This window comes from Kitasatospora paranensis (genome assembly GCF_039544005.1).
In the GTDB taxonomy this organism is placed as follows: domain Bacteria; phylum Actinomycetota; class Actinomycetes; order Streptomycetales; family Streptomycetaceae; genus Kitasatospora; species Kitasatospora paranensis.
This window is the reverse complement of record NZ_BAABKV010000001.1, coordinates 6,767,648-6,793,904: the sequence shown is the minus strand read 5'-3', so window position 1 is coordinate 6,793,904 and position 26,257 is coordinate 6,767,648. Positions and strand designations below refer to the sequence as shown.

Sequence of the window (26,257 nt, the reverse complement as noted above, 5' to 3'; positions counted from 1 at the left end):
TCGGACAAGCCCCGGGCACCCGGGCCGCCCGGGCGACGGCGCGGTCAGGCCAGTCCGGCGCGCTCCAGCGCCTCCACGCCGGTGCGCAGGGCAGTGATCCGCTCGGCCAGGGTGAAGCCCGCGGGGGCCAGGGTCAGCGTGGTGACGCCGGCGTCGGCGTAGGCCTGCATCCGGTCGGCGATCCGGGCGGTGTCGCCGAGCAGCGAGGTGGCGTCGATCAGCTCGTGCGGGACGGCGGCCGCGGCGCCCGCCTTGTCACGGGCCAGGTACCGCTCCTGGATCTCGTCGGCGGCCTGCTCGAAGCCCATCCGGCGGGTGAGCTGGTTGTAGAAGTTCTTCTCCTTGCTGCCCATGCCGCCGATGTAGAGCGCCGCGTAGTCGCGCTGCAGGTCGGCCGCGGCCTTGACGTCGTCGCCGACCGCGATGGTGACGGTCGGGCACAGGTCGAAGCCGTCCAGGGTGAGCCCGGCCTTGGCGCGGCCGGCCTTCAGCGGGTCGACGGAGAGCGCGGCGTGCTCGGGGGCGAAGAAGATGCCGAGCCAGCCGTCGGCGATCTCGCCGGTCTGCTCCAGGTTCTTCGGGCCGATGGCGGCGATGTAGAGCGGGATGTGCTCGCGCACCGGGTGCACAGTGAGCTTGATCGGCTTGCCCGGGCCGCCGGGCAGCGGCAGCGTCCAGTTGGCGCCCTCGTGGACGAGGCGCTCGCGGGCCATCGCCTTGCGGATGATCTCGACGTACTCGCGGGTGCGGGCCAGCGGCTTGTCGAACTTGACGCCGTACCAGCCCTCGGAGACCTGCGGGCCGGAGACGCCGAGACCGAGCCGGAAGCGGCCGCCGGAGAGGGTGTCCAGTGTGGCCGCGGTCATCGCGGTCATGGTGGGGGTGCGGGCCGGGATCTGGAAGATCGCCGAGCCGACGTCGATCCGCTCGGTCTTGGCCGCGACGTAGCTGAGCACGGTGGCGGCGTCCGAGCCGTACGCCTCGGCCGCCCAGCAGACCGCGTAGCCGAGCCGGTCGGCCTCCTGCGCGACCGCGATGTTGTCGGCGTCCATGCCGAGTCCCCAGTAGCCGAGGTTGATGCCGAGTCGCATAGGGGTGACGCCTTCCAGTCGGTCCGTAGGGCGAGGGTAGCCCCGCCGCCGCCCGCCATGCTACTGGCCGGTAGCTGTGGCCTGCGTCACCCGTACGCGCGGGTCGCGCCTACGCTTCGTGTCGCTGCCGCTACGCTCTGCCGACGTGGGGGCTCCCTGCCCACCTGCGGATTTACCAGCCTTCGGAGGGCCGTCCCGATGGAACAGCGCCACCTCGGCCGGACGGGCCTGAAGGTCTCCCGGCTCGGCCTCGGCACCATGACCTGGGGCCGCGACACGGACGAGCACGAGGCGGCCGAGCAGCTCAAGGCGTTCGTCGACGCCGGCGGCACCCTCGTGGACACCTCCGACGGGTACGCCGACGGCGGCGCCGAGTACCTGCTCTCCCGGCTCACCGACGGCCTGGTCGCCCGCTCCGAACTCGTCATCGCCACCAAGGCCGGCGCGCTGGGCGGCCCCGGCCCCCGGCACGACACCTCCCGCGGCCACCTGCTCGCCGCCCTCGACGCCTCGCTGCGCCGGCTCGGCACCGACCACGTCGACCTCTGGCAGGTGGCCGGGTACGACCCGACGACCCCGATGGAGGAGACCCTGCACGCCCTCGACCTGGCGGTCGGGTCCGGGCGGGCCCGCTACACCGGGTTCTGCGACTACAGCGGCTGGCAGCTCGCCAAGGCCGCCGCCTGGCACCACGGCGACCCCTCCCGGGTGCCGCCGGCCGCCGCCCAGCTCGAGTACTCGCTGCTCCAGCGCGGCCTGGAGCGCGAGGTGCTGCCCGCCGCCCAGGACACCGGCATCGGCCTGCTCGCCTCCTCCCCGCTCGGCCGCGGCGTGCTGACCGGCAAGTACCGGCACGGCGTGCCGCCCGAGTCCCGCGGGGCGTCGACCTACCACGCCGCCGTCGTCCAGCCGTACCTCGGCGAACGCTCCCGGCGGATCGTCGACGCCCTCGCCACCGCCGCCGACGGCCTCGCCAGCAGCCCGCTCAAGGTCGCCCTCGCGTGGGTCAGGGACCGGCCCGGGGTGGCCTCCGCCCTGGTCGGCGCCCGCACGGCCGCCCAGCTGCAGGCGGCGCTGTCGGCGGAGGCCCTTACGCTTCCGGGTGAGATCCGCGGTGCGCTGGACGACGTCTCGGCGCCGGTGCACCGCTACCCGGACCAGGGCTGGACGGAGCTGTGACGCCGGCCGTGAGGAGCTGACATGACGCAAGCGGAGCACACCGCCCCGGACCGGCAGGCCGAGGCGGTCGCCGCGCTCGCCGAGGCGATCCGCGCGGCGGGCTCGTCGTCCGGGCCCGCCGCCCCTGATGCCGGGGCGGCCACCGACGCCGGTGCCGCGGCCGGTGCCGCACCGGCCGGCCCCGCCGGTGACGAGCAGCGCGCGGCCGCCCTGGCCGCCGCCGCCGAGCTCCTGACCGCCGGCGGCGCCCCGCGGCGCTGGCCGAGCCCGCCGTCGCCGCCCTCGGCGAGGGCGCCGCGGAGCAGCTGCGCGAGGACCCGTGGGCCGTGCTGGCGCTGCCGGACGTCCGGCCGGAGCAGGCGGACGGCTTCGCCCGCGGCCTGCTCGGCCCGGCCGCCGGCCCCGGCGACCCGCGCCGCGCCCGGGCCCTGGTGCCCTGGCTGCTGGAGCAGGCCGCGCTGCGCGGGCACTCCGCCCAGGAGATCGGCGAGGTCGCCGCGGGCCTCCAGCGACTCGGCCTGCCCGAGCCGGCCGCGGCCCTCCAGGAGGTCGTCGTGGACGGCCTGGTGATGGCCTTCCAGGAGGAGCTGCCGGGCCACCACGGCTCCGACGAGGAGGAGCCGCCCACCCGGACCCTGCTCGCCCTGGAGCGCCTCGCGCTCGCGGAGGAGAGCCTCGGCGAGGGCCTCGTCCGGGTGCTGTCCACCCTCGTCCCGGGCACGGACGACGACGCGGACACCGTCGAGGGCACCCCCGAGGACGCCGGTACGGACGAGGACGCGGGCACGGCCGACGCTGCGGGGGACGCCGAGGAGGAGGGGGACGCCGCAGGCGGCGTCGAGGACGGCGGGAGCGGGCAGCCGACCGCCGCCCCCGCCTACGTGCCCGTCCGACCCGGCCCGGCCGCCTGGGCAGCCGCCGCCGAGGCCGCGACGTCCTCCTCGGCCACCGCGCTGATCCGCGCCGTCGCCGACAGCGCCCTGGTGGTGCACACCGGCGGCGAGGCCTCCCGCGCCGAGCTCGCCGCGCTGCTCACCGCCGCCGACGGCCTCGGCCTGCAGGCCTGGGCCGCGCCCTGGACGGACCACGGGTGCCGCGCCCTCGCCGCGGCGGCACCGGGCTCCGCCGCCGGGCGGATCGCCGTCCTCGGCGACCTGCTGACCGGCCGTACCGGCCCCGGCCGCGCCGTGGACGGCACCCTCGCTGCGGACCTGCTCGTCGTCCCCGAGGCCCACCTGCTCGACGTCGAACTCGCCGCCACCCTGCTGGAGGCCGTCGCCGACGGCACCCGCCTGGTGCTCAGCGTCGACCCCGGGCAGCTGTGGTCCGCGGGCCCGGGCCGCTTCGCCGCCGACCTGCTGGCCGCCAGGTTCTGCCCGGTGGTCGCCTCCCGCACCCCCGACCCGGGCCCGATCGGCGAGCTGGTCTCCGGCGTCTCGATCGGCGAGCTGCAGCCGGTCGAGGCCCCGGAGAAGGAGGTCGTGGTGCTGGCCGCGCAGACCCCGGACGAGGCCGTCCACCGCGCCGTCCAGCTGCTCGCCGACTCCATCCCGCGGGCTCTCGGCATCCCCGCGGAGGAGGTGGTGCTGGTGACTCCCGGGCACGCCGGCAGCGCCGGCACCCGGGCGCTCAACGCCGCGGCCAAGGCCCGGCTGAACCCGGGCCCCGGCGTCTTCGGCGGCTTCGACCCGGGCGACCGGGTGGCGTGGTCCCCCGCGCCCGGCACCACGCTGCCCGGCCGGGTGCTCGACGGCGACGCCGCCGGTCTCCACCTGGAACTGTCGGACGGCGCCCGGCTGACCCTGTCGCCCGCGCAGACCACCCGGCTGCGGCACGGCTGGGCGCTCACCGCCCACCAGGCCGTCGGCCGCCGCTGGCCCGGCGTGGTCGCCGTCGTCCCCGGGGACGCCGTCGCCGGACTCACCCGGCAGTGGGTGTACACCGCCTTCGGCCGCGCCGAGCGCCACCTGTCGGTGATCCACGGCGGCGGCCCGGCGCTGGCCCAGGCCGTCGCGGAGCGGCCCGCCACGGACCGCACCACCCGGCTGCGAGCGATCCTCGCCGAGCACGCCGGCCAGGAGTTCTGAGCCGCACCCGACAGCCGCACACGGAAACGGCCGGGGGCGGAGGCGCAATGCCTCCGCCCCCGGCCGCGCTGCCGCCGGGCGTCCGGGTCAGGACTCCGGACCGAACGCCTCCGCTTCGTCGTCGTAGACCTCGCTGACGTCGAACCGGCAGATCAGCAGGGAGGGGTCGGCGCCGTCGAAGGGCTCCGGCAGCCACTCCCCGGGTCGGTCGGCTCGGACGCCGACACCCAGAGCGTCGAGTCGCCCTCCTCCAGGCCGAACTCCTCGCAGCGCGCCGCGATCTCGTCCGGCTCGAACTCCCCGAACAGCACGCCGATCGCCGCGTTCACGCCGCCCGCGGTGCCTCCGCCGGGGGTGAGCGAGGCCTCCACCCGCTCGGCCTGGGCCCGCAGCCGCTTCGGGTCGGCGACCAGGTAGTCGCGGCGGATCAGCACGCTGATCGCCTCGGGCTGCTCGGGGCCGTGGTACCCGCCCGAACCCTCGTCGCCGGGCACCTCGAACGGGGTCACCTCGTCGAAGACCTCGTACAGCAGCTGGTCGTAGGTGATCGCCGCCGAGGCGAGCTCCTCGTAGGCGGCCACCACGGCCGGATCGCTCTCCTCGGTGGTGCCGGCGACGGCCTCCAGGTGCCGGTCGATGGCGGCCTTGACCGCCTCGGCGGCGGCCCGTACCTCGTTGATGGTGACCTGCGCGGCATCAGACATGGTGCAGACGCTATCCCCACCCGGTGACGACACGCACAGGGGTTGTCACCTCGGCCCACGAATTCACGACAAGTTCCCCCTGATGTCCGATCCGCGTGGATCTGTGCCATCCGGACGTGTCCGGAACACCCGGTTCCCGCTTCACCCGGCCGACGCGGGGGTATCGCTCCGGCTACCGGAACTGATCGCCCGTCACGCGGCTCCCGGACCGTCCGCACCCGCCGCCACCGGGGCCGGACGGCCCGCCGCCCACCGGGTTCGGCCGTCGGTGGCAGGCCGTAGGCTGGCGTTCAGGCGGATGGCACGAGGCAGGAGGAAGACTTGACCCCACCGAAGCTGGTGCAGCAACCCGAGTACGAGTACCAGTCGCTGCGCCTGCCGCGCGGAACGAGCCGCAATGCGGCCAGGCAGTTGCTGACCGACCACGCCGAGTACGGCAACTGGGAGCTCGACCGCCTGCGGCTCTACCCGGACGGCAGCCGGACCGTCCGGCTGCGCCGCCGCATCATCCGGCAGGTCCGCAGCTGGTGACCGCGGTGCGCTGAGCGCCCGGCCGGTGCCGCCCGCAGCGACGGCGCAGCCGCCCCGGCCGCACGGTGGCGGCCGGGGCGGGCATGCGCGGTGCGGCACGCGTCAGCGGGCGAGGGGGACGGGCGTCAGCGGGCGCCCGCCCGGGAACGCCGGTAGAGCACGCCACCGCCGAGCAGCAGGGCGGCACCGGCCGCGGCGAGACCGCCGATGTCGGAAGCGCCGGTGGAGGCCAGCCGCGCGGCCTGCACGACCGGGACGGCGGGCGCCTGGCCGACCGAGTCACCGGTGCGCCCGGTGCCGGTGGGCGGCGGGGGCGTCTGCTCGCCGGTGGTCGGCGGGACGGGCGGGGTCTCCGAGCAGCCGCAGTGCTCCGGCGGGGTGGTCGGCGGGTGCGCCACGGAGTGGTTGCCGCAGCTGTTGCCGAAGGCCGGGTTGGCGAGACCCACCACGTCCAGGGTGTTGCCGCAGGCGTTGACCGGGGCGTGCACGGGGACGCTCGCGGTGTTGCCGGAGCCGACGCCCGGGGAGCCGTGGCTGCCACCGCTCGCCGAGGAGCCGCCGCCGCGGGTGCCCCCTCGTGGCCGCCGGCCTGGTGGTCGCCGCCGGCGCCCCCGGGGACACCCGCCGCGCCGCCGCCCGGAGCGGTCTGCCCCGACCCGCCCGCGGCGGACCCGCCGTGGTGGCCGGTGGAGACGTTGCCGCACTGGTTGCCGTAGGCGGGGTTGAGCAGCCCGATGACGTTGACGGTGTTGCCGCACGCGTTGACGGGGATGTCCACCGGAACCTGCACCGAGTTCCCGGAGCCGACGCCGGGCGAGTTCGCCGCGCCGCCCTGGGCCTCGCTGCCGGCCGCGTAGGCGTAACCCGAGGCGGAGGCCAGGACACTGCCCGTGGCGACGGCGGTGAGGATCCCTCTCTTTGCGACCTGTCGCATAACTCCCCTGATTCCTCTGATAGTCCGAATTCCTGACGAGATCTTCGCCCGTACACCACTCAACGAATGGAAAGCCCGAAGGTTGAGCCGGACGCAGCATCTTCATCCGATCGAGTGGGCCCGGGAACGGCCGCTGGACGGCGCCCGGACACAGACGTGCCCCCGAGCGGGGATCCACCGCTCGGGGGCACCGTCAGAAGACCGGGATCAACGCCCCGGCACTGCTCAGATGTTCGCGCAGCTGTTGCCGAACGCGGGGTTGAGCAGGCCGATCACGTTGATCGTGTTGCCGCAGACGTTCACCGGGATGTGCACCGGCACCTGGATCAGGTTGCCGGACAGCACGCCCGGGGAGCCGGCCGCGACACCCTCGGCGGCGGCGCCGCCGTGGGCCGAGGCGGCACCCGCGCCGACGAGCACGAGCCCACCGGTGGCGGCGACGACGGCGGCGATCTTCTTGGCCTTCATGAGTCCTCCTGGTCGATTCCGCAGCCCGTTCCCCCGGACTGCACCCGGTTGAACGACACTGCGGCAAACGGGGTACGGCGCGGATCGTCCATTCACCCGCAACGGTGATGCCTCGAACGTCAGATCGGCCCGAAAAATAGGGGAAGAATCGTTTTTCCGGGCGCGATTCCGGCTGTCCCAAATCATTCCCTCGGACAATGCGGACGGCCCGGCTCCGGCCACCGCCCGCGGCCTCCCCGACCGCCCCGTTCCGAACGCACCGACCACCCCGGGTCCTCGTACTTTCGGTCGATCCGCGGCACCGGCCGGCGCTCGTACGATGACCCGATGCGCGAACTTCTGCGGGCCGTGCGGACCGCACGGGCCGAGCCCCGGCCACCCCGCATCCCGCCGCCCGGCCGACGGGATGTGCTGCTCGCCGGGCTGCTGGCACCGGCAGCGGTGCTGGAGGGCGTGCTCCGGCCGGACCTCCCTGGCGGTGGCTCTCGGTGGCCGTCGTGGTCGCGCTGGTGCCCACCCTGGTGTGGCGCCGACAGCAGCCGCTCGCCATGGTGGCCGTCGCCTTCGCCGGCACCGCCCTCGTCCCGCTGATCACCGGCGGCGGCATGCCGGAGCTCTACTCCATGGCCTACCTCGTCGTGCTGCCGTACGCGCTGCTGCGCTGGGGCTCCGGGGCTCAGGCCCTGGCCGGCGCCGCGGTCATGGTCGGCAAGGTCGGCCTGGCGAGTGCCCTCCACTGGACGGGCCCCGGCGACCTGGTGGCACGGTTCGCCGTGCTGCTCGCGGCCGGCGCCCTCGGGGTCGCCGTGCGCTACCGGGCCGGTGCACGACTGCGCGAGCTCGACCGGGTCAGACTCCTCGAACGCGAACGGCTGGCCCGCGAGCTCCACGACACGGTGGCCCACCACGTGTCCGCGATGGCGATCCGCGCCCAGGCCGGCCTGGCCACCTCCGGGCTCCGCCCGGACGCCGCCACCGACGCCCTGCGGGTGATCGAGACCGAGGCCTCGCGGGCCCTCACCGAGATGCGCGGCATGGTCCGGGTGCTGCGCCGGGACCGGCCGGCCGACCTCACGCCCGGCCCCGGACTCGCCGACCTCGAACGGCTCGGCGGGGACGCGCAGCCGGGCCCGCCGGTCGACGTGGAGGTCGACGGTGCCACCGACGGCCTCCCGCCCTCGGTGGCGGCCGCGCTCTACCGGCTGGCCCAGGAGTCGGTCACCAACGCCCGTCGGCACGCCCGGCACGCCACCCGCATCGAGGTCCGGGTCACCGTCGGCGCCGAGCAGGTCCGCCTGCGGGTCAGCGACGACGGCGAGGCGGGCCACGCCCGCCCGGCCGGGTCGCCCGGCTACGGCCTCACCGGCATGGCGGAGCGCGCCGACCTGCTCGGCGGCACCCTCCGGGCCGGGCCCGGGCCGGGCCGGGGATGGACCGTGACCGCGGTGCTGCCGTGCCGTCCGGTGGCGGTATGAGCATCCGGGTGCTGGTCGCCGACGACCAGGAGATCGTCCGCACCGGGCTGGTGATGATCCTCGACGCGCAGCCGGACATCGAGGTGGTCGCGGAGGCCGCCGACGGCCTGCGCGCCGTCGAACTCGCCCGTCGGCTGCGCCCGGACGTATGCCTGTTCGACATCCGGATGCCCGGGCTGGACGGCATCGGCGCGACCCTGGCGCTCGCCGGGCCGACCGTCGGCGACCCGCTCGCCGTCGTCGTCATCACCACGTTCGACCTCGACGAGTACGTGCACGCCGCGCTGCGGGCCGGCGCCCGGGGCTTCCTGCTCAAGGACGCCGGGCCGGCCCTGCTCGCGCAGGCCGTCCGGGCCGCCGCGCACGGCGAGGCGCTGATCGCGCCCAGCGTCACCACCCGCCTGCTGCGGGCCTTCGCCGGCACCGCGCCCGCCGGCGCCCGACGGCAGCCGGTCGACCCGCTCACGGAGCGGGAGGAGCAGGTGCTGCTGACCGTGGCCCGCGGGCGGACCAACCAGGAGATCGCGGGTGAGCTGCACATCGGCCTCAGCACCGTGAAGACCCACCTCGCCAGCCTGATGGGCAAGCTCGGCGCCCGGAACCGGGTGGAGGTCGCGATGTGGGCCTACGAGACGGACCGCGTCCGGTCCGGGCCCCACACCTGAGGAGTTCGTGCCAGCGGACGCCGCGGCACCCCGGCCGTCTGCGGGGCCGGGGTGCCGCGGCGGGGCGGCGGAGGTCCTACGGCGCCGTCAGCAGGCGTCCAGGAAGCGGTCCAGCACCCGCACCCCGAACTTCAGCCCGTCCACCGGCACCCGCTCGTCCACGCCGTGGAACATCCCGGCGAAGTCGAGCTCCGGCGGGAGCTGCAGCGGCGCGAAGCCGAAGCAGCGGATCCCGAGGTCCTGGAAGGACTTGGCGTCCGTGCCGCCGGAGAGGCAGTACGGCACGGCGCGGGCGATCGGGTCCTCGGCGCGCAGCGCGGACTGCATGGCGTCCACCAGGGCCCCGTCGAAGCTCGTCTCGATCGCCCGGTCCGAGTGCACGCTCTCCCGCTTGACCCGCGGGCCGAGCACCGAGTCCAGCTCCGCCAGGAACTCCTCCTCGTAGCCGGGCAGGAAGCGCCCGTCCACGTGGGCGGTGGCCTGGCCGGGGATCACGTTGACCTTGTAGCCCGCGCCCAGCATGGTCGGCTGCGCGGTGTTGCGCAGCGTGGTGCCGATCATCTTGGCGATGCCGCCGAGGACGCGGAGCGTCTCGTCCATGTTCTCCGGGTCGAGCTCGACGCCGAGGGCGTCGGACAGCTCGTCCAGGAAGGCCCGCACGGTCTTGGTGATCCGCAGCGGGAACCGGTGGCGGCCGAGGCGCGCCACGGCCTCGCAGAGCTCGGTGATGGCGTTGTCGTCGTTCTCCATCGAGCCGTGGCCGGCGCGGCCCTCGACGGTGAGCCGCATCCAGTGCATGCCCTTCTCCGCCGTCTCGACCAGGTACAGCCGGACCTGGTCGTTGACGGTGAAGGAGAAGCCCCCGACCTCGCCGATGCCCTCGGTGACGCCCTCGAACAGCTCGGGGTGCTTGTCGACCAGGAAGCGGGCGCCGTAGGTGCCGCCGGCCTCCTCGTCCGCGACGAAGGCGAGGACGAGGTCGCGCGGGGCTTGCGGCCGGTGCGCAGGCGGTCGCGGACGACCGCCAGGGTCATCGCGTCCATGTCCTTCATGTCGACCGCGCCGCGGCCCCAGACGCAGCCGTCGGCGATCTCGCCGCCGAACGGGTCGTACGTCCAGTCGGCGGCGTTGGCCGGCACCACGTCGGTGTGGCCGTGGATCAGCAGGCCGGGGCGCGAACGGTCCTCGCCCTCGATCCGGACGACGGTGGAGGCCCGCCCCTTGGCCGACTCGTAGATCTGCGGTTCGACCCCGAACTCGGCGAGCTGCTCCGCGACGTACTCGGCCGCCTTGCGCTCGCCGGGCCCGGAGCCGTCCCCGTAGTTGCTGGTGTCGATGCGGATCAGGTCACGGCAGATCTCGGCGACCTCCGACTCGGCCGTCACCCGCGGGGTACCCGACCCTGCCTTCGACTCACTCACGGCCACTCCTCGTATCCGGCCCGCCCGGCGTTCCTCGACGCCACCCCCGGCCCGGACCGGGCGTGCGGGCACCGTTCCGCCATCCTCCCCCAGCGGCCGCGCCACCCCAAGCCCCTCCGGCCCCCGGGCACCGTCCGGTCGGCCCGCCGACCCGGCCGATCGAAGCCCGGCGGGCGCCCGGGGGCCGGTTTTGGGATCCGAAGCGGATCTTTGCTACTGTTATCCATGTCAGCGCGGGGACACGCCGCGCGGACGACACCCCGTCCGGGTGGCGGAATGGCAGACGCGCTAGCTTGAGGTGCTAGTGCCCTTTATCGGGCGTGGGGGTTCAAGTCCCCCTCGGACACAGAGCATCTCCCCACGGGGAGATGAAGCAGTGACAAGGTGCGGATCGAGGCAGTCCTCGGTCCGCACCTTTGCATGCCCCGGGCGCGCGGCACCGCAGGGCGGACCGCGCGGTGGCCGCGCGGCGGGGTGCCCTGCGCCGCTCGGATCCATGGCCGGATCCATGGCCGGATCCTGCAGAGTCGCGTCATTGCGGACGGATTCGCGGCAGGCGAGAGTGGCGGGCATGGACGCTTCGCTTCGTGATCCCCACCTCGTGGTGATCGCCGTGTTCCCCGGAATCGACGCGCTGGATGTGGCCGGCCCCGCCGAGGTGTTCGCCACCGCGGACCGGATGCTGCGATCGAACGGGCGGCGTACGGGCTACGACGTGCGCCTGGTCGCCGAGCGACGCGGCCCGGTGCCGACGTTCTCCGGCGTGCAGCTCTACGTCGAGCACGAGTTCGCGGAGTACGGGTTCGCGGAGTACGGGTTCGACGAGCGCGACGTCGCCGGGCAGCCGGACCCGATCGGGACGCTGGTGGTGCCCGGCCGGGTGGACGTCGGCGCGGGCAGCGCGGTGCCGCGCGTCGACCCCGGGGTGGTGAGGTGGCTGCGCGAAGCGGGGCCGGCCGCAGGGCGGGTGGCGTCGGTGTGCGCGGGTGCGCACGTCACCGCGGCCGCCGGGCTGCTCGACGGCCATCGGGCCACCACCCACTGGGCGACGGCCGCGCGGCTCGCCTCGGACCACCCGGCGGTCGAGGTCGACGCCGACCCCATCTTCGTGCGGTCCGGGCGGATGTGGACCAGCGCCGGGATCACCGCGTCGATCGACCTCGCCGTGGCGCTGGTCGCCGCGGACCACGGCGACCAGGTCGCGCTCGACGTCGCCCGCGCGATGGTGATGTACATGCAGCGGCCGGGCGGACAGAGTCAGTTCAGTGTCCCCCTGGCACAGCTCCCCGGCACCCGTGAGGACATCCGCGGCCTGCGGCGCTGGATCGGCGAACACCTCGACGGCGATCTGTCGGTGCCGGCGCTGGCCGGCCGGATGGCGATGAGCGAACGGCACTTCGCCCGCGTGTTCCTCGCCGAGACCGGCAGCACACCCGGTGCCTTCGTCGAGCAGATGCGGCTGGAGGCCGCCCGCCGCCTGCTCGAACGCACCGACCGGCTGACCGCCGACATCGCCAGGACCTGCGGCTCTGGCTCGGTCGAGACCTTGTACCGCGTCGTCCGCGACCGCCTGGGCACGACCCCCGGCGACTACCGGGAGCGCTTCCGGATCTCCGCCCCGGCCTGACACCCGATCCCCGACCCCCGACCCCCGGCCCCCGTCCCCGGTACGGCGCGACCGCGCGCCGCGCCGACCCCCGGCATGCCCGGAGCACCCGGGCACGCCCCGACCAGGAGAACGACCACCATGAAGATCACCGTGACCCACATCGGCACCGCGACCGTCCTGCTGGAGATCGGCGGGTTGCGCCTGCTCACCGACCCCGTCTTCGACCCTGCGCAGTCCACCTACCCGTACGGCCCGGTCGTCCTGCGCAGCACCGCCGGCCCCGCGGTCGCCGCCCGCGACCTACCGCGGATCGACGCCGTCCTGCTCAGCCACGACGAGCACGCCGACAATCTCGATGTCACCGGCCGGACGCTGCTCGCCGGACGCCCGGTCGTCACCACCGTCAGCGGCGCCGAGCGCCTCGGCGACGGCGCGATCGGACTCGCCCCGTGGACCACCCACGAACTCACCGTGGCAGGCACCACCCTCCGCATCACCGGGACGCCCGCCGAGCACATCGGCGACGTCGTCGGCTTCGTCCTGGAGGTACCCGGCGAGAACGATGCCGTCTACATCTCGGGCGACACCGTCCACATCGCCGAACTCGACGAGGTCGGGCGCCGGTTCACCATCGGGACCGCCCTGCTGCACCTCGGCGCCGCCCGCTTCGAGGAGTACCGGGACGGCCGGCTGATCAGCATGGACGGCGACCAGGCCGCCGCGCTCAGCCGCTCCCTCGGCGCGCGCACCGTCGTGCCCGTCCACTACACCTCGTGGCAGCACTTCACCGAGGATCGCGAGGACGTCACCGCCCGCTTCGCCGCGGCCGGGCTCGCCGACCGCCTCCACTGGCTCACTCCCGGCATCCCTGAGGTTCTCGGCTGACGTCCGCAGGAGCGCCGGCCGCCGCACGGCGGGCTCGCCCGGACCGGGCACAGGATCCGCCCGGCCCGACACCCGACGCCCGACCCGCGCCCCGCATCCAGCGCCTGGGGCCCGGGGCCCGGGGCCCGGTACGGTCCGGTCCGGTCAGACGGCGGCGCCGGCCGCTCCGCCGCCGGCCGTCGGCGAGGGCGTCGCGCCGGTCAGCACCTGGGCGGCCTTGTCGGAGGCCTGCCGGTACAGCGCGGCGGCGAGCTGCGAGGACGCGCTGTCGACCTGGAGGTACCAGTAGGTGAGGAAGGCCGGGCCGACGCGCTCCACCGCGAGGTAGCCGTTCAACGCGGTGCCCTGGAGGTCCCCGTCCATGCGGACGGCGGACACCCCGGGCCCACCGAGCCCGGTCGGGGTGAGCGCGAAGGTCACGCTGCCGTCCGAGCCGGTGAAGGTGACCGAGCGGCAGGTGGTGAGGGCCTGCACCGCCTTCCCGTACTCGTCGGTCAGCGCAGCCTCGTCCTCCGTGGTGAGTGTCTCCCCGACGTACGGGGTGGCGTCGGCGGTGGTGAACTCGGTCTCGACGTGCACCCGGCCGGGCCGGCTGTCGTCCCCGCCGCCCAGCAGGTCGCCCAGCGCCGGGCAGCCGGTGGTCGTGGAGCTGCCGCTGCCGGACTGGCCCTCGTCGGGCGGCGCCAGGAACGCGGGGCCCAGGTCGTCGGCGGTGAGCAGCGCAGTGCCGAGCTGTTCGGCCGAGGGCAGCGGCGAGGTCTGCGAGGGCGCCGGCGAGGGGGACCCGGCCGCCGGGCTGCCGGATGCGGACACCCCGGTGGCGGTGGCCGCGGCGGGTGGCGCGGCGGGGCCCGGCGGCCCTCCGCAGGCGGCAGCGCCCGCCACCAGCAGGGCGGCGGCCGGAGCCGCGAGGAGTCTCGGCCCGAGGCGCGCACGTCGGTGGCCGGGGGTCGGTGTGGAACCCATCCTGGTCCCCCTTCCGGGGGTGTCGGGGCTGTCCTGTCCCCGATCGTCGCACCGTGCACCAGGTGCTGCCCCTCGGCGCAGCGCCCGGCGGTACGCCTGCCCCGGCGGCCCGGTCCGGGCGTTCGGCCGGCCGGGTGGGCGGCGCTCCGGACGCGAAGGTGCCCGGGACGACCGAGGTCGTCCCGGGCACCTTCGCAGCGCCGTGGCGCGTTGCCGTGGCGTGTCGGCCCCGGCGGACGCGTCAGCCCCGGCGGAGCAGCCGGGCGAGGAAGCCGCGGCGCTGCGGCGGCACCGGCGCGGCCTGGCCGGCCGCGGCGGGCCGGGCGGCCGGGCCGGGCGTCGGCATCAGGGGCTGGGCCGCGGCCGGTGCGGCCGGGGCCGGTACGGACACCGGCGTCGGCGCCGCGCCGACGGGCGCGGGCGGCTCGGGCGTGGACGGCGCCGGGCGGGCCGGGCGGGCCGGCTGCGGCCGGCCCTCGTCCGGCGACCGGCGGGCGAACGCGACGGGCAGGGCGTTCAGGTGCCGGGCCCAGGACGAGGACGTCCAGCGCAGCTCGTCGTCCGTGACCGCGAGGTGGATGTCCGGCAGTCGGTTGAGGAGGGTCTCCACCGCGGCATCCGTGATGGCCCGGCCGACGTCCTGGCCGGGGCACTCGTGCGGGCCGCGGCTGAACGCCAGGTGCGAGCGGTTGCCGTGCAGGCGGGCGGCGGGGTCGGGCCGCACCGCTGGGTCGACGTTGCCCGCGGCGAGGCCGAGCAGCAGCAGGTCGCCGGCCTTGATCTGCTGGCCGGCCAGCTCGGTGTCGCTGGTCGCCCAGCGGCCCGGGCAGACCATCAGCGGGGGCTCGTCCCACAGGACCTGCTCCACGGCCTCCGCGATGGTCAGCAGGCCACCGGTGAGCGAGGCGTGGAAGCGCGGGTCGGTGAGCACCATCCGGAGCGTGTTGACGATCAGGTTGGTGGTGGTCTCGTTGGTGGCGAGCATGACCAGGCGCAGGTGGTGCTGCACCTCGTCGTCGGTGAGCCCGGCCTGGTGCGAGATCAGCGCGGTGGCGAAGTCCCGGCCCGGTGCGGTCTTCTTGTCCTTCACCAGCTGTTCGAGGGTGTCCAGGATGAACTGGTTGCCGGCGACGGCCTTCTCGGTGCCTTTTATGAGGGCGGCGGCGGCCTCGACCAGGCCCGGTCCGTCCTCCTCCGGCAGGCCGAAGAGGTGGGTCAGGACCAGCATCGGCACGTGCTGGGCGTAGCGGCTGAGCAGTTCCGTGCTGCCGTCCGCGCAGAAGCCGTCGATCAGCTGGTTGGCGTAGCGCTGCACGTGGCGGCGGATGCCGCGGCGGTCGAACTGGGCGAGGCTCTCGGTGAGCGCGGCGCGCAGCCGCTGGTGCTCGGGGCCGTCCGCGGAGACGCAGTCGGGCCGCCAGCCCATCATCGGCAGCAGCGGGGAGTCCTCGGCGATCATGCCCTGCTGCCAGTCGCGCCACAGCCGGGGGTCGCGCGAGAAGCGGCTGGGCGCCCGGGTGACCTCGACGTTCTCGCGGTAGCCGAGCACCAGCCATGCGGGCACCTCGCCGTCGAGCAGGACGGGTGCCACCGGGCCGTGCTGCGCGCGCAGTTGCTCGTACAGGCCCATCGGGTCGGACTCGGCGAGCGGGCCGTAGAGGGGGTCACGCCGAGGCTGCCCGGGGTGGGTGCGGCCGGCGGGCCGCCGGCGTGGGCCGGGCAGCCGGGGGCGGGACGAGCCCGGCTGTGTCCAGGGGGTTGGGGGGCAGGGTGGTCACTTTTGCTCCGGGGAGGCGGCGAGTGAGTGCAGGTAGCGCATCAGGGTGAGCAGGACGTCCCGGCTGGAGCCGCGGTCGCGGGCGTCGCAGTCGACGATCGGCACCGAGTCGGGCAGGTCGAGGGCGGCGCGCAGGTGCGGGACGGGGTGAACGGGCGCCTGCGGGAAGGCGTTGACCGCCACGACGAACGGGACGCCGCGCTCCTCCAGGCGTCCGATCACGTCGAAGCTGACCTCCAGCCGGCGGGTGTCGACCAGGACGACCGCGCCGAGCGCGCCGTGGAACAGGCCGTTCCACAGGAACCAGAAGCGCTCCTGACCGGGGGTGCCGAACAGGTACAGGACCAGCTGCTCGTTGAGGCTGATCCGGCCGAAGTCCATGGCGACGGTGGTGGAGGTCTTGCGCTCGACACCGGCCACGTCGTCCACGCCGACCCCGGCCTGGGTCATCGTCTCCTCGGTGGTGAGCGGCCGGATCTCGCTCAGGGCGCCGACCAGGGTGGTCTTGCCCACGCCGAAGCCGCCGACGATCACCACCTTGACGGCGGCGGTGGTGGTTTCGGCGAGCGCCTGCACCGGGCCGGGCTCCGCGTACGCCCGGGTCCCGGCGTACGTGTCAGAGCTTCTGGAGTCCATGCATCACCGCTTCCAACAGTTCGAGGTCCGGCAGTCTGGCCGCCTGGACGGGGGCTCTGGCCTCGACGCTCTCGGAGGCCAGCAGGTCGGCCAGCAGCACGGCCACCACGCTCATCGGCAAGGAGAGGTGGGCCGAGATCTCGGCCACCGAGAGCGGGGCCTGGCACATCCGCAGGATCGCGACGTGCTCGGGCGGCATGCTCGGCTGGGGTGCGGCACGGGCCACGATCAGCGTCACCAGGTCGACTTCGGCCTCAGCCTCCGGGCGGCTGCGTCCGGCGGTGATGACGTAGAGCCGCTCGGGCCCGCTGTCCTGCCATCGTTGGTCCTTTAACGTCATCCCACCAACCCGTCGACGCGGGGCGGGCTTGTCAGATGGGCGCCGATCCTGGCCACCAGGTCGCGCATCCGCTGCCCGATGAGCCCGGGGTCGACCCCCTCGTCGGCGAGCACGGCCAGGTAGGCGCCGGCACCGGCGGCCATCAGGTAGAAGAAGCCGCCGCCCACCTCGATCACCACCATCCGCATCCGGCCGTCACCGTGCGGGAACTCGCTCGCGACGGCGGTCGACAGGCTCTGCAGGCCGGCGCAGGCGGCGGCCAGGCGGTCCGCGGTGTCGTGGTCGGTGCCGTACTGGGCCATCCGCAGGCCGTCCGCGGACAGCACGACGACGTGCCGGGTCTGCGGGACGCTCTCCGCGAGATCCTTGAGCATCCAGTCGATGTTGGGCCGGTGGTGCATCATTTGCTATTCACCCTTGTCTGACGAGTCGTCGCCGGTGGCGCGGACGTCGACGGTCACCGTGCTCTCGCCGGAGATGGCACTCTGGAAGGCCCCCATCCACAGGCCCGGTTCGACCGCGGGAGCGGCCGGTGCGGGTGTCGCGGGCACGGCCGGCGCGACGCGGGGGCGGTACGGGTGGCCACCGGGGCGGCAGCCAGGTTGCGGCGGCGGCGCTGCGGCAGCCCGTGGGCGTTGCGCTCCACCTCGGCGGCCTCGTCGAGCGGCTCGCCGGCCATCATCGGCTGCGGCGCGGTGAAGCGGCGCGGTGCCGGGACGTTGGTGCCCTGGGCGGGCGTGCTGGGTGCCGGGACGGTGGTGATCAGGTCCGAGGGGATGACCAGCACCGCGCGGACCCCGGCGTACGCGGAAGGGCGCAGCGAGACACGGAAGTTGTTGGCCTGCGCGAGGCGGCCGACCACCGACAGGCCGAGCCGCGGCGCCTCGCCGAGGTCGGCGAGGTCGAGGCCGCTGGGCGCGTCGGAGAGCACGCGCTCGGCCCGCCGCCGGGCCTCCTCGCTGAGGCCGACGCCGCTGTCCTCGATCTCCACCGCGATGCCCGAGGGGATCTCGATGGCGGTGAGGTGGACCCGGGTGTGCGGCGGGGAGTAACGGGTGGCGTTGTCGAGGAGTTCGGCGAGCGCGTGGATCAGCGGTTCGACGGCGGGGCCGACGACGGCGACCTCGGAGACGGAGTGCAGGTCCACCCGCTGGTAGTCGACGATCCGGGACATCGCGCCGCGCAGGACGCTGAACATCGGGACGGCCCGGTGCCACTGGCGGCCGGGGCGGGCGCCGCCGAGGACGGCGATGCTGTCGGCGAGCCGGCCGATCAGGGCGGTGCCGTGGTCGAGGTGCAGGAGGTCGCCGAAGACCTCCGGGTCGCGGCCGTGCCGGTCCTGCATCTGCCGCAGGTCCTGGGCCTGCTGGTGGACGATGGACTGGACGCGGCGGGCGATGTTGACGAAGGAGCGCTGCGCGGAGTCGCGCAGGTCCTCCTCGGCCTGGACGGCGTCCACCACGGCGTGCAGCACGCGCCGGTGCGCGGACTGGAGTTGGGGCTGACCGTCGGCGCCGGGCGCGGAGGAGCGGAGCACCTCGTCGGCGGTGGTGCCGGTCTGCAGGCGGGTGATCGCCTCGGGCAGCACGACATCGGCGAGCCGGGCCGTCTCGGCCTCCTGCTCGATCAGTCTGCGCTGCCACTGGTCGTCCAACGCGGCGAAGCGCTGCTGGAGTTCGGCGGCCCGGGCCAGGGAGCGCGCGTTGGCGCGTGCACGCCGGGTGGCTTCGGCCACGGTGAGGGCGACGACGACGGCCGCGGCGGTTCCGCACCACAGGACGGCGGTGCGGGTCTGGCCGTGCGCGGCGTAGGCCGCAGCGGCGAATCCGGCCAGGACGGCCGGGGGAAGCAGCCAGAGGGCAGCGGTGGCGAGTCGTTCGCTTCCAGGTGGTGATCCAGCGCGAACCATCTGCATCCTTGGGGGTTGACGACGATCGGGGAGGCCTGTCGGCGCAGGTCTCGGGGGTCGACGAGGAGCGGCGCGGCCGCGGGTCGGCCGCCCTGCGGACCCGGGCCGAATGCGGGGACAATACGGCCCAATCGGGACAAGACATAAGCGCCGTAGGGATCATAGCCTGATACGTGCGGCCGGATCCCCCAATCAGCCATGTCCACATCCACTCTGACAAAGAGTCACAAGCGGTGCAGGTGGGAGCCTTTGGAGGTATCACGGCCGTGGCCTCCGCGCGACCGCATGTGGCTTGATCCTTTCGGTTTCGAGCACCTGCGGTCAACTACTGTCCAGTTTCTCTGGTGAGAACTGTTTCTGACATGACGTAATGGGAAACGACTCCGACGATCAAGAACGAAGGGAACCGTCCGATCGTGAACCCGGCCACGCAGGACTCGACTTCACTCGGCGTCAATCTGATGCTCTATCGGGATGACGGCCACGTCCTGCTGGCCCTGCGCTCCGGAACCCGCTGGGCCGACGGCTACTGGAGCGTCCCGGCCGGTCATCTGAAGGGCGGCGAGACGCTCCCCGAGGCCGCGGTGCGCGAGGCCCGCGAGGAACTCGGCATCGGCATCGACCCCGACGACCTCGCGCACGTCGTGACGGTCGACTACCGCGAGGGTACGGAGATCAGGGCACTCACCGCCTTCTTCACCGCCCGGCACTGGACGGGGGCGCCGGACAACCTGGAGCCCGACCTGTGTCGGCGCCTCGCCTGGTTCCCCCGGACGGCCTTCCGCAGCCGATCTCCCCGATCAGCGCCGCCGCCATCGCGGCCCGGGCCGACAGCCGGACCTTCGAGACCTGCTGGCTCGACGGCCCGCTGGCACCCGTCTGACCCGCCCGGGCACCTCTCTCCCGCTCTCCCCCGTACCGCCGCTCCCCCGCGGCATGCATCAGCACGCCCGTCCCCCCGCACCCACAGGTGCCCCTGCCGCCGGTCGTGCACCGGCCACGAGGAGCCACGATGACGCTGTTCCCCACCACGCAGGCCAGGAACATACCGTCCCGAGTCGACGCCGAACTGACCCGCTTCCTGGACCGGAAGATCGCCGAACTCGGCGACCTGCGGGCCGGCGAGGCCGCCCACCTGATCAAGGAGTGCGTCCTGGAGGGCGGCAAGCGGCTCCAGGGCATGTGGGCCTACTGGGGCTGGCAGGCCGGCGGCCGCCCCGACGGCCCCGAGATCATCGCCATCGGCGCCGCCCTCGAACTCTTCCACTGGGCCGCCCTCATCGTCGACGACATCTTCGACCAGAGCGACACCCGCCGCGGCCTGCCCGCCCTCCACCGCAGACTCGCCGACCTGCACCGCGAGCGCGGGTGGCGCGGCGACAGCGACCACTACGCCCTCGTGCAGACCCTCTGCCTCACCGACATCGCCTGGGCCTGGTCGGACGAGCTGATGTTCGCCAGCGGCATGGACCCGAAGCAGCTCGCCACCCGCCGGCTGCCCAACGACCTGCTGCGTTCCGAGGTGTGGCTGGGCCAGTACCTCGACATGGAGGAGCGGGCCCGCCGCTCCCCTCGATCGACCAGGCGATGAACGTCGCCCTCCTCAAGACCGCGCGCTCGAACACCATGTACCCGCTCCAGTTCGGCGCCGCCCTCGCGGACGCCCCCGAGGAGGTCCTCGACGCGTTCAAGCGCTTCGGCGAGGCGGTCGGCGAGGCATACCAGCTCCAGGACGACCTGATGAGCGTGTTCGGCGACGAGCGGGTCACCGGCAAGTCCAGCACCGACGACTTCCGCAACGGGTGCATGACCGTCCTGCTCTCCTGGGCGATGGAGAACGCCACCCCGGCCCAGCTCGCCGTCTTCGAACGCCACCACGGCGACCCCGACCTCGACGAGGCCGGGGCCGCCGCGCTGCGCCGGGCCATCGAGGAGACCGGCGCCCGCACCGCGATCAAGGCGATGCTCGACGCCCGGCGGGCCGAGGCGGTCGCCATCCTGGCGGAGACCGAGCTCACCGACGAGGTCCGCACCGCCCTGACCGAGCTGGCGACCGCCGACCCGGTGCGCGCCGGATCCGTTCCCGCGGCGGCCTGAGCACGCTCCGGAGGGGCGGGGCCGGCCCGCCCGCCCTCGCCCGAGCGGGCGCAACCGGGCCGGCCGAGGCCTTCAGGTCCCGCCCGACGACAACCCCGCCGATAGAATCGGCGGGGTTGTCCTGCTTCGGGTCGACGTGAGCGGCGCCGGTGCGCCGCCTCGTGCGGAGCGGGCCACGCGATGCGGGGACGAGGACGAGGACGGATGGCTGTCACGACGAGGGAAGGTGCGCCGAGCGAAGGCGCCCCGTCCGCAGGCACCGACGCACCCGGGCACGCCGCGCTGTTCCCCGGCCGGGCCGCACCCGCGGCCCGCACCCTGGTGGACATCCTGGCCGCCACCACCGCGGCGCACCCGCACGAGCCCGCCCTCGACGACGGCACGACGGTGCTCAGCTACGCCGCCCTCGCCGCCGAGATCGAGGACCTGCGGGCCCGGCTGGCCGCGGCCGGGGTGGGCCTGGGCGACCGGGTCGGGGTCCGCGTGCCGTCCGGCACCAACGACCTGTACGTGGCCGTGCTGGCGGTGCTCGCGGTCGGCGCCGCCTACGTGCCGGTGGACGCCGAGGACCCGGACGAGCGCGCCGAGCTGGTGTTCGGCGAGGCCGGCGTGAAGGCGGTGCTCACCACCGGCCTGGCCCTCACCGACCTGCGGATCGGGCGGACGGAGCCCGGCCGCCCCACGCCGGGCCACGACGCCTGGATCATCTTCACCTCCGGCTCCACCGGCCGGCCCAAGGGCGTCGCGGTCACCCACCGCAACGCGGCCGCGTTCGTGGACGCCGAGGCGGCGATGTTCCTCCAGGACGAGCCGATCGGGCCCGGCGACCGGGTGATGGCCGGGCTGTCGGTGGCGTTCGACGCCTCCTGCGAGGAGATGTGGCTCGCCTGGCGGTACGGCGCCTGCCTCGTCCCGGTGCCCCGCGCCCAGGTCCGCAGCGGCGCCGACCTCGGCCCCTGGCTGGCCGACCAGGAGATCTCGGTGATCTCCACCGTCCCGACCCTGGCCGCGCTGTGGCCGTCGGAGGCACTGAACGAGGTCCGGCTGCTGATCTTCGGCGGCGAGGCCTGCCCGCCGGAGCTGGTGGAGCGGCTGGTCACCGAGGGCCGCGAGGTCTGGAACACGTACGGCCCCACCGAGGCCACCGTGGTCGCCTGCGGGTCGCTGCTGACCGGGGAGGGCCCGGTCAGGATCGGTCTGCCGCTGGACGGCTGGGAGCTGGCCGTGGTCGACGGCGCGGACGAGCCGGTGCCGATGGGCGGCACCGGGCAGCTGGTGATCGGCGGTGTCGGCCTGGCCCGTTACCTGGACGAGGTGAAGGACGCCGAGAAGTACGCGCCGCTGGCCTCGCTCGGCTGGGAGCGCGCCTACCGCAGCGGCGACATCGTCCGCGCGGAGCCGGAGGGGCTGGTCTTCCTCGGCCGCGGTGACGAGCAGATCAAGCTCGGCGGCCGCCGGATCGAGCTCGGCGAGGTCGATGCCGCCCTCCAGGCGCTGCCCAAGGTGGCGGGCGCGGCCGCCGCGGTGCGCACCGCGCGCAGCGGCAACCAGCTGCTGGTCGGCTACCTGGTCGTCCAGGAGGGCTTCGACCGGGCCGGCGCCGTCGAGCGGCTGCGCGCCGAGCTGCCGGCCGCGCTGGTACCGCTGCTCGCCCCGGTCGACGAGCTGCCGACCCGCACCTCCGGCAAGGTCGACCGCGACGCGCTCCCGTGGCCGCTGCCCGACCTGGAGCAGGACGGCCCCACCGAACAGCTGTACGGCACCGAGGCCTGGCTCGCCGAGCAGTGGGCCGAGATCCTCGGCACCCCGGTGCGCGGCGCGGACGACGACTTCTTCGCGATCGGCGGCGGCAGCCTGGCCGCGGCCCGGCTCACCACGCTGCTGCGCGGCCGCTACCCGTCGGTCTCCGTGATGGACGTCTACCAGCAGCCCACCCTGCGCAAGCTGGCCCGGCTGCTGGAGCGCTCCGGGCCGGAGGACGGCACCGCCCGGGTGATCGCGCCGGTGCCCGCCCGGGCCAAGGCCGTGCAGCTGGCGGCGCTGCTGCCGCTGTTCTCGCTGGTCGGGCTGCGCTGGACGGTGGCCCTGCTGGCGCTCGGCAACGTGCTGGCCGCCGTCGGCGACTACCCGTGGGCGCCGACCGCGTCCTGGTGGGCGGTCGGCGCCGGCGCACTGCTGCTGTTCACCGCACCGGGCCGGCTGGCGATCGCCGCCGGCGGTGCCCAGCTGCTGCTGCGCGGGGTCCGCGCGGGCACCCACCCGCGCGGCGGCTCGGTGCACCTGCGGCTGTGGGCGGCCGAGCGGCTGGCCGAGACCAGTGGCGCGACCGGGCTCTCCGGCGCCTGGCTGATCCGCTACGCCCGGGCGCTGGGGGCCAGGGTCGGCCCGGAGGTGGACCTGCACGCGCTGCCCCCGGTGACCGGCATGCTGCGGCTGGGCAAGGGCTGCGCGGTGGAGAACGAGGTCGATCTGTCGGGCTACTGGCTGGACGGCGACCGGCTGGAGATCGGGGCCGTCCGGATCGGCGCCGGTGCGGTGATCGGCACCCGGTCCACGCTGTTCCCGGGGGCGCGGGTCGGCAAGCGGGCCGAGGTGGCGCCCGGCTCGGGCGTGGCCGGCCAGATCCCGACCGGGCAGCGCTGGGGCGGCGCGCCGGCGGTCAAGCTCGGCAAGGCCGAGCGCGGCTGGCCCAAGCAGCGGCCGCCGCGCACCCCGCGCTGGGCGGCGGTGTACGGGCTGACCGGCTTCGGGCTGAGCACGCTGCCGGTGCTGGCGCTGCTCCCGGCGCTGCTGACCGCGGGCCGGTTCGTCCACCCGGGCGACGGCCTGGGCCAGGCCCTGCGCGGCGCCCTGGTCGCGGTGGTGCCCGCCACGCTGGTGTACGGCCTGGTGTACGCGGCACTGGTGCTGCTCTTCGTGCGGCTCCTGAGCACGGGCCTGCGCACCGGCTACCACCCGCTGCACGGCCGGGTCGGCTGGCAGGCGTGGACGGTCAGCCAGCTGATGGACGCGGCCCGCGAGACGCTCTTCCCGCTGTACGCCGGGCTGATCACCCCGGTGTGGCTGCGGCTGCTCGGCATGCGGGTGGGCCGGCGGGCCGAGGTGTCGACGGTGCTGGCGCTGCCCAGCCTGACGAAGGTCGGCGACGGCGCCTTCCTGGCGGACGACACCCTCATCGCCCCGTACGAGCTGGGCGGCGGCTGGGTGCGGATCGGCAAGGCGGAGATCGGGCGGCAGGCGTTCCTGGGGAACTCCGGCATGACGGCGCCCGGCCGGTCGGTGCCCGACCGGGGGCTGGTCGGAGTGCTGTCCGCGGCCCCGAAGAAGGCCAAGCGCGGCAGCTCGTACCTGGGCATGCCGCCGGTGCGGCTGCCGCGCGCGGCCGACACCGGCGACGTCAGCCTGACGTACGAGCCGCCCGCCCGCCTGCTGTGGGCGCGCGGGCTGGTGGAGCTGGCCCGGCTGGTGCCGGTGCTGGCGTCGTCGGCGCTGGCGGTGCTGACCGCGGCGGCGCTGTGCGCCCTGGACGCCCCGCTGCTGGCGGGGCCGGTGCTGCTCGCCGCCGGGGTGGCGGCCTGCGCGGTGGCGGCAGCCGCGAAGTGGCTGCTGGTCGGCCGGTACCGGGCGGTGGAGCACCCGCTGTGGAGCGGCTTCGTGTGGCGCAACGAGCTGGCGGACACCTTCGTGGAGGTCCTGGCGGTGCCGTGGCTGATCGGCGCGGTGCCGGGCACCGGCGTGATGGACGTCTGGCTGCGGGCGCTGGGGGCGCGAATCGGCCGCGGCGTCTGGTGCGAGAGCTACTGGCTGCCCGAGGCCGACCTGGTCACCCTGGGGGACGGGGTGAGCGTCAACCGGGGCTGCGTGCTGCAGACCCACCTCTTCCACGACCGGATCATGAGGCTGGATACTGTGGTCCTCCGCGAGGGTTCCACGCTGGGCCCGGGCGGAATCGTGCTGCCGGGCAGCACGGTCGGGGAGCGTTCCACGCTGGGGCCGGCGTCGCTGGTGATGCGTGCGGAGACCGTTCCCGCCGACAGCCGCTGGCTGGGCAACCCGATCGAGGCCTGGCAGCAGTGATCATGCCCCAGTCCGCGCAGGGAGTGACCGAGCCGGTGAGCACCAAGCAGGCCGTTGCGACGGACCCGTACTTCCCGAACAACGGGGACGGCCGCTACCGGGTGCACCGCTACGAGCTGACCCTGGACTACCGGCCCGCGCCGAACCGGCTGGCCGGCAGCGCCCGGATCGTGGCCATAGCGGGACCTGCCCCGCTGCGCGAGTTCGCCCTCGACCTCGCCGACTTCAAGATCGGCCGGATCCTGGTCAACGGCAAGGCGCCCCGCTGGTCGCACCGGGCCGGCAAGCTGCGGATCCGCCCCGAGCGCGCTCCGGCGGCGGGCACCGCCTTCACCGTCGAGGTGCACTGGTCGGGCAACCCCAGACCGGTGCGCAGCCCGTGGGGCGGCCTGGGCTGGGAGGAGCTGACCGACGGCGCCCTGGTGGCGAGCCAGCCGGTCGGCGCGCCCTCCTGGTACCCGTGCAACGACCGGCCCGCCGACAAGGCGAGCTACCAGGTGTCGGTGACCGTGCCGTCGGCGTACACGGTGGTGCTGGGCGGCCGGCTGCTGACCCGCACCACCCGCTCCTCCAGCACCACCTGGGTGTACGAGCAGTCCGCGCCGACGGCGAGCTACCTGGTGGGGCTGTCGATCGGCCCGTACCGGGAGGTCAGGCTGCACGAGGCGCTGCCGGGCGGCGTGCCGCAGAGCGCCTACCTGCCGGCCAGGCTGCTGCCGCAGTTCGAGTACGACTTCGGGCGGCAGCCGGAGATGATGCGGCTGTTCGAGACGCTGTTCGGGCCGTACCCGTTCGGTGAGTACGCCGTGGTGGTGGCCGACGAGGAGCTGGACGTCCCGGTGGAGGCCCAGGGGCTGGCCACCTTCGGCACCAACCACCTCGACGGGGTGCGCGGCTCGGAGCGGCTGGTCGCCCACGAGCTGGCCCACCAGTGGTTCGGCAACAGCGTGACGGTCGCCGACTGGCGCCACATCTGGCTGAACGAGGGCTTCGCCAAGTACGCGGAGTGGCTCTGGTCGGAGCGCTCCGGCGGGCCGTCCGCGCAGCACCGCGCGGCGATCGCGCACGGCAAGCTGGCCCGGCAGCCGCAGGACCTGCTCCTGGGCGACCCGGGCCGGCGGCTGATGTTCGACGACCGGCTGTACGACCGGGGCGGGCTGACCGTGCACGCGCTGCGCCGGGAGCTCGGCGACGACGCCTTCTTCCGGATGGTGCGCGGCTGGGTCGCGGCCGGCCGGCACTCGTCGGTGACCACGGCCGACTTCACCGCGCACGCCGGCCGCTACGCGGACCGCCCGCTGGACGGCCTCTTCGACGCCTGGCTGCGCCGGACGGAGCTGCCCGCGCTCCCCGTCTGAGCGGTCCGCCGCGACGCGCCCGCGCTCCGTCCACGGGTCACGGCCCGC

21 protein-coding genes, 1 tRNA gene and 3 pseudogenes are annotated in these 26,257 nt (G+C 74.7%); 13 read left to right on the top strand and 12 right to left on the bottom strand.

All coding sequences use genetic code 11. The annotated features are described in order from the left end of the window. Positions 1–44: 44 nt before the first annotated feature. The gene (locus ABEB13_RS32280; protein WP_345708304.1) at positions 45–1,091 is read right to left on the bottom strand and encodes an LLM class F420-dependent oxidoreductase; all 1,047 of its coding nucleotides are present in this window, start codon (positions 1,089–1,091) and stop codon (positions 45–47) included. A gap of 198 nt (positions 1,092–1,289) precedes the next feature. On the opposite strand from ABEB13_RS32280, the gene ABEB13_RS32275 reads away from it, so the two are divergent. Next, on the top strand, positions 1,290–2,270 hold the full coding sequence (locus ABEB13_RS32275) for an aldo/keto reductase (protein ID WP_345708303.1): 981 nt from the start codon (positions 1,290–1,292) through the stop codon (positions 2,268–2,270). 326 nt (positions 2,271–2,596) lie between these two features. Continuing rightward, positions 2,597–4,357, top strand: coding sequence for an ATP-binding domain-containing protein (locus ABEB13_RS32270; RefSeq protein ID WP_345708302.1), 1,761 nt, complete (start codon positions 2,597–2,599; stop codon positions 4,355–4,357). An 87-nt stretch (positions 4,358–4,444) separates the two neighbouring features. Here ABEB13_RS32270 and ABEB13_RS32265 read toward each other — a convergent pair. After that, positions 4,445–5,061, bottom strand: a pseudogene (locus tag ABEB13_RS32265) (hypothetical protein). A 336-nt stretch (positions 5,062–5,397) separates the two neighbouring features. On the opposite strand from ABEB13_RS32265, the gene ABEB13_RS32260 reads away from it, so the two are divergent. Continuing rightward, positions 5,398–5,592, top strand: a complete 195-nt coding sequence (locus tag ABEB13_RS32260) for a DUF5703 family protein (RefSeq protein ID WP_100892454.1) — start codon at positions 5,398–5,400, stop codon at positions 5,590–5,592. Positions 5,593–5,717: 125 nt separating this feature from the next. Here the strand turns inward: ABEB13_RS32260 and ABEB13_RS32255 are convergent, their stop codons facing one another. The 3 genes and pseudogenes from ABEB13_RS32255 to ABEB13_RS32250 all read right to left on the bottom strand — a co-directional run bounded on the left by ABEB13_RS32255 (position 5,718) and on the right by ABEB13_RS32250 (position 6,994). Then, positions 5,718–6,296 (bottom strand): chaplin, encoded by a 579-nt coding sequence (locus tag ABEB13_RS32255; RefSeq protein ID WP_425559924.1) that lies wholly within the window; start codon positions 6,294–6,296, stop codon positions 5,718–5,720. Positions 6,297–6,346: 50 nt separating this feature from the next. Continuing rightward, a pseudogene (locus ABEB13_RS40825) lies at positions 6,347–6,526 on the bottom strand (chaplin); the annotation flags it as partial. Positions 6,527–6,751: 225 nt separating this feature from the next. Next, positions 6,752–6,994 (bottom strand): chaplin, encoded by a 243-nt coding sequence (locus ABEB13_RS32250; RefSeq protein ID WP_345708301.1) that lies wholly within the window; start codon positions 6,992–6,994, stop codon positions 6,752–6,754. A 488-nt stretch (positions 6,995–7,482) separates the two neighbouring features. On the opposite strand from ABEB13_RS32250, the gene ABEB13_RS32245 reads away from it, so the two are divergent. After that, a complete protein-coding gene (locus ABEB13_RS32245) occupies positions 7,483–8,469 on the top strand; it encodes a sensor histidine kinase (RefSeq protein WP_345708300.1) in 987 nt (328 codons plus the stop codon). Next, positions 8,466–9,134, top strand: coding sequence for a response regulator (locus ABEB13_RS32240; RefSeq protein ID WP_345708299.1), 669 nt, complete (start codon positions 8,466–8,468; stop codon positions 9,132–9,134). Before ABEB13_RS32245 ends, ABEB13_RS32240 begins: the two co-directional genes overlap by 4 nt. A gap of 87 nt (positions 9,135–9,221) precedes the next feature. Here the strand turns inward: ABEB13_RS32240 and ABEB13_RS32235 are convergent. Further along, a pseudogene (locus ABEB13_RS32235) lies at positions 9,222–10,555 on the bottom strand (M20/M25/M40 family metallo-hydrolase). 261 nt (positions 10,556–10,816) lie between these two features. On the opposite strand from ABEB13_RS32235, the gene ABEB13_RS32230 reads away from it, so the two are divergent. The 3 genes from ABEB13_RS32230 to ABEB13_RS32220 all read left to right on the top strand — a co-directional run bounded on the left by ABEB13_RS32230 (position 10,817) and on the right by ABEB13_RS32220 (position 13,049). Next, positions 10,817–10,902: transfer RNA gene (locus ABEB13_RS32230), tRNA-Leu, on the top strand. A 224-nt stretch (positions 10,903–11,126) separates the two neighbouring features. Continuing rightward, positions 11,127–12,182 (top strand): GlxA family transcriptional regulator, encoded by a 1,056-nt coding sequence (locus ABEB13_RS32225; RefSeq protein WP_345708298.1) that lies wholly within the window; start codon positions 11,127–11,129, stop codon positions 12,180–12,182. A gap of 120 nt (positions 12,183–12,302) precedes the next feature. Further along, positions 12,303–13,049 (top strand): MBL fold metallo-hydrolase, encoded by a 747-nt coding sequence (locus tag ABEB13_RS32220; protein WP_345708297.1) that lies wholly within the window; start codon positions 12,303–12,305, stop codon positions 13,047–13,049. A gap of 144 nt (positions 13,050–13,193) precedes the next feature. On the opposite strand, the gene ABEB13_RS32215 is transcribed toward ABEB13_RS32220, so the two are convergent. The 6 genes from ABEB13_RS32215 to ABEB13_RS32190 all read right to left on the bottom strand — a co-directional run bounded on the left by ABEB13_RS32215 (position 13,194) and on the right by ABEB13_RS32190 (position 18,677). Continuing rightward, positions 13,194–14,015: a hypothetical protein gene (locus tag ABEB13_RS32215; RefSeq protein WP_345708296.1), complete on the bottom strand. Its 822-nt coding sequence runs from the start codon at positions 14,013–14,015 to the stop codon at positions 13,194–13,196. A 241-nt stretch (positions 14,016–14,256) separates the two neighbouring features. Then, positions 14,257–15,645 carry a cytochrome P450 gene (locus ABEB13_RS32210; RefSeq protein WP_345708295.1) on the bottom strand — a complete coding sequence of 463 codons (1,389 nt, stop codon included), beginning with the start codon at positions 15,643–15,645 and terminating at the stop codon, positions 14,257–14,259. 144 nt (positions 15,646–15,789) lie between these two features. After that, on the bottom strand, positions 15,790–16,428 hold the full coding sequence (locus tag ABEB13_RS32205; protein ID WP_345708294.1) for a GTP-binding protein: 639 nt from the start codon (positions 16,426–16,428) through the stop codon (positions 15,790–15,792). Then, on the bottom strand, positions 16,409–16,768 hold the full coding sequence (locus ABEB13_RS32200) for a DUF742 domain-containing protein (protein ID WP_100887572.1): 360 nt from the start codon (positions 16,766–16,768) through the stop codon (positions 16,409–16,411). Before ABEB13_RS32200 ends, ABEB13_RS32205 begins: the two co-directional genes overlap by 20 nt. Next, positions 16,765–17,172, bottom strand: coding sequence for a roadblock/LC7 domain-containing protein (locus tag ABEB13_RS32195; RefSeq protein WP_100887573.1), 408 nt, complete (start codon positions 17,170–17,172; stop codon positions 16,765–16,767). The genes ABEB13_RS32200 and ABEB13_RS32195 overlap by 4 nt, the downstream gene beginning before the upstream one ends. A gap of 53 nt (positions 17,173–17,225) precedes the next feature. Next, complete coding sequence (locus tag ABEB13_RS32190) at positions 17,226–18,677, bottom strand: sensor histidine kinase (RefSeq protein WP_345708293.1); 1,452 nt, start codon at positions 18,675–18,677, stop codon at positions 17,226–17,228. Between the two features lie 461 nt (positions 18,678–19,138). Here ABEB13_RS32190 and ABEB13_RS32185 point away from each other — a divergent pair, with 461 nt between their 5' ends. The 5 genes from ABEB13_RS32185 to ABEB13_RS32165 all read left to right on the top strand — a co-directional run bounded on the left by ABEB13_RS32185 (position 19,139) and on the right by ABEB13_RS32165 (position 26,209). Then, a complete protein-coding gene (locus ABEB13_RS32185; protein ID WP_425559923.1) occupies positions 19,139–19,693 on the top strand; it encodes an NUDIX domain-containing protein in 555 nt (184 codons plus the stop codon). Beyond that, positions 19,690–20,268: a polyprenyl synthetase family protein gene (locus ABEB13_RS32180; RefSeq protein ID WP_345708291.1), complete on the top strand. Its 579-nt coding sequence runs from the start codon at positions 19,690–19,692 to the stop codon at positions 20,266–20,268. Before ABEB13_RS32185 ends, ABEB13_RS32180 begins: the two co-directional genes overlap by 4 nt. Continuing rightward, positions 20,265–20,774, top strand: coding sequence for a polyprenyl synthetase family protein (locus tag ABEB13_RS32175; RefSeq protein WP_345708290.1), 510 nt, complete (start codon positions 20,265–20,267; stop codon positions 20,772–20,774). Before ABEB13_RS32180 ends, ABEB13_RS32175 begins: the two co-directional genes overlap by 4 nt. 204 nt (positions 20,775–20,978) lie before the next feature. After that, entirely contained in the window at positions 20,979–24,851 is a 3,873-nt protein-coding gene (locus ABEB13_RS32170; protein WP_345708289.1) for a Pls/PosA family non-ribosomal peptide synthetase, read from the top strand. Between the two features lie 2 nt (positions 24,852–24,853). Further along, positions 24,854–26,209, top strand: coding sequence for a M1 family metallopeptidase (locus tag ABEB13_RS32165; RefSeq protein ID WP_380230674.1), 1,356 nt, complete (start codon positions 24,854–24,856; stop codon positions 26,207–26,209). The last annotated feature ends 48 nt before the right edge of the window (positions 26,210–26,257 follow it).